The organism is Aneurinibacillus sp. UBA3580, from assembly GCF_002375825.1.
Classification (GTDB): domain Bacteria; phylum Bacillota; class Bacilli; order Aneurinibacillales; family Aneurinibacillaceae; genus Aneurinibacillus; species Aneurinibacillus danicus.
In genome coordinates this window covers 33,917-37,298 of sequence record NZ_DFMZ01000031.1, presented here as the reverse complement: position 1 = coordinate 37,298, position 3,382 = coordinate 33,917, and the positions used below count along the sequence as shown (strand labels likewise).

Sequence of the window (3,382 nt, the reverse complement as noted above, 5' to 3'; positions counted from 1 at the left end):
GTTCTCTTCTCTCTTTTCCTTCGCACCACAAAAGTCAGCCGCCCTTCCCTTGATTTTCATGGCAGGGCTTGTGGTTCATCGGCCGTGGTGGTCTGGCTTATATGTATGCTTGAGAAATATAGTTTTATTTAAAGGAGATTGACAATCATTGACAACTTTTTATGAATTTGAGCTCCATCACTCCGTAGTTCGTGCTCTTACTGAGATGGGACTAGAAAAGGCAACCCCCATTCAGGAACAGACGATTCCGATAGCACTTCAGAGAAAAGACGTGATTGGACAGGCGCAGACCGGTACAGGAAAAACCGCTGCTTTTGGCATTCCGCTTATTGAGAGGCTGGATCCTGAAGAGGAGAAAATCCAGGGCGTTGTACTAACCCCGACCCGGGAGTTAGCCGTTCAGGTAGCGGGGGAGTTAAATAAGATTGCCCGATTCAAGAAGATTCGTGTTTTGCCTATTTATGGCGGACAGGATATGAATAGACAGATTCGGGAATTGAAGAAAAAGCCTCACGTTATCGTGGCTACGCCTGGACGTTTCATGGATCATATGAGAAGAAAGACCATTCGTCTTCATTCTATTGATATGGTCGTTCTGGATGAGGCGGATGAAATGCTGAATATGGGCTTTATCGATGATATCAAGACGATTTTGAATGAAGTTCCGGAAGAGAGACAGACGCTGCTGTTCTCGGCGACCATGCCGAAACCGATTCAGGAAATCGCCGGTAATTTTATGAAAGATCCTGACATCATCAAGGTTAAGGCCAAAGAAGTTACGGTTTCTAGTATTACACAGCAATGTATAAAGGTAATAGAAAGAGAAAAATTCGGCGTATTGTGCCGCTTACTGGATATCGATATGCCTGAACTGGCCATCATATTCGGAAGAACAAAGCGGAGAGTAGATGAGCTATCGGAAGCGCTGAATAAACTCGGCTACGGTGCGGAAGGCATTCATGGAGATTTGAACCAGGCGAAGCGGGACAGTGTACTGCGGAGGTTCAAAGAAGGCAAAATTAACGTGCTTGTCGCCACTGACGTTGCCGCCCGCGGTCTGGACATTAGCGGAGTAACGCACGTCTATAACTTCGATGTTCCTCATGATCCGGAAAGCTATGTACACCGTATCGGCAGAACGGGCCGTGCGGGTAAGACGGGATTGGCGATTACGTTCGTTACTCCGGGAGAGGTCGAGCATATTAAAACCATTGAAAGTATCACCAAAAAGAAAATGGATTGGCGTCCGGTTCCGACGGAGGCCGAAGCCGCCGAGCAGCAGCAGCGGTTGGCTGCCGAAAAATTGCTGAGTACGGCGGAAGCAGAAGACTTGCAGGCATACAAAGGAATGGCCAAGCAACTGCTTGAAGAAGTCGATTCTGTAACTTTGGTATCTGCGGTTTTGAAGATGCTGACAAAGGAATCGAATACAGGTGCGGTAAAATTAACGGAAGAGGCACCGTTGCGGGTGAAAAAGAAGCGGTTTGAGGATAAAGGAAAATCAAGAAGTAGAGACGGTAGAGGCAGAGAAAACAAAGGCCGCAGCAAAAAATTCGATAAATCATCCGGCCGTTCTTTCTTTGGGGATAATAAAAAGCCGAAGAAAAATGCCAGACGGAAAAACGCGTAAGCAGACAGGGGGATTGCCGCATAGGGAATCCCTCTTTATTTTTAGAGAAAACCACCATGGCATCTCAGCCGCAACCCCGATATGAAAATTGAGAGAAGGCCATCTGACTTTTGCGGTACGAAGGAAAAGAGAGGAAAGAATGAGGAGAGGATTTCAATGGTGAAAAAGGCGAACGCCTTTTTCTACCCTGGCTCTTCTTCCCCTCTTTCTTTCCTCATGATTTTCACAGAAAAACGACTTCCTTCTCGTTTAGGTATCAGGGAATTTGTCTAAGTATGATTGGAAGGAGCCGAAATTTTACCTGTGAAATTTGCAAAGGTGAAAAACCAGGTATGTTGAACTCTCTATACGTAGACGATATTATGTATAACAAAGGTACATACACACAGCTACCGTCTACTTTGTATAGAGAGGTTGATTGCATTGGAAAACAAGCCGAGTTCCTCGAACTTTATCAAAAGCATTGTTATCGATGATCTAAAGTCCGGAAAAGTAAAAGAGGTTGTGACCCGCTTTCCTCCGGAGCCGAATGGATATTTACATATTGGACATGCCAAGTCCATCTGTCTGAACTTTGAACTCGCCGATGAGTTTGGCGGTAAGACAAACCTGCGTTTTGATGATACTAACCCATTAAAAGAAGATACGGAATACGTACAATCTATCAAAGAAGACGTTGAGTGGCTCGGATTTGAGTGGGACGGACTGTTCTTCGCTTCTGATTATTTCGAAGAAATGTATAATCGCGCCGTGCTGCTGATCAAGAAAGGCAAAGCGTACGTGGATGACCTGTCGCCCGAGCAAATCCGTGAAATGCGCGGCACGCTGACGGAACCGGGCAAAGAAAGTCCGTATCGGAGCCGCAGCGTGGAAGAGAATCTCGATTTATTCGAACGCATGCGTAAAGGCGAATTCAAAGACGGTGAGAAAGTGCTGCGTGCTAAAATCGATATGGGCTCCCCGAATATTAACATGCGCGATCCGGTACTCTACCGTATTGCGCATGTAACGCACCATAATACAGGTAACAAATGGTGTATCTATCCAATGTACGACTTCGCCCATCCTCTTGAGGATGCGATCGAAGGCGTTACCCATTCCATCTGTACGCTGGAATTTGAAGATCATCGTCCGTTGTATGACTGGGTCATTCGGGAATGCGAAATGGAAAACACGCCGCATCAATATGAATTTGCCCGGCTGAATCTAACCAATACGGTGATGAGTAAGCGCAAGCTGAAACAGCTGGTAGATGAGAAGTTCGTAGACGGTTGGGATGATCCGCGTATGCCGACCATTTCGGGACTGCGCAGAAGAGGATTTACACCGGAATCAATCCGCGCTTTCTGCAGGGAGATTGGTGTTGCCCGCAGCAATAGTCTCGTCGATGCTAAGATGCTCGATCATTTCATCCGCGAAGATTTGAAGTTGAAAGCGCCGCGTACCATGGGTGTGCTGCGTCCGCTTAAGGTCGTCATTACCAACTATCCGGAGGGCCAGGTAGAGATGCTGGATGCGGAAATTAACCCGGAGAATCCGGAGATGGGAATGCGCCAGATTCCGTTCTCCCGTGAAATCTATATCGAGCAAGACGATTTTATGGAGGACCCGCCGAGCAAGTATCATCGTTTGTATCCGGGCAATGAGGTGCGTTTAAAGCACGCATACTTCATTAAATGCAATGATGTTATCAAAGACGAGAACGGCAACGTGATAGAGCTACATTGCACGTATGATCCGGAAACGAAGAGC

The 3,382-nt window shown here is 46.7% G+C and carries 2 protein-coding genes; both read left to right on the top strand.

Annotated elements, in window-relative coordinates; genetic code table 11:
• Nucleotides 1-148: 148 nt before the first annotated feature.
• On the top strand, nt 149-1,630 hold the full coding sequence (locus tag B2899_RS05285) for a DEAD/DEAH box helicase (protein ID WP_146809773.1): 1,482 nt from the start codon (nt 149-151) through the stop codon (nt 1,628-1,630).
• Between the two features lie 423 nt (nt 1,631-2,053).
• Nucleotides 2,054-3,382 (top strand): glutamine--tRNA ligase/YqeY domain fusion protein (locus tag B2899_RS05280; protein ID WP_286884403.1); only part of this gene is annotated, 1,329 nt, incomplete at its 3' end.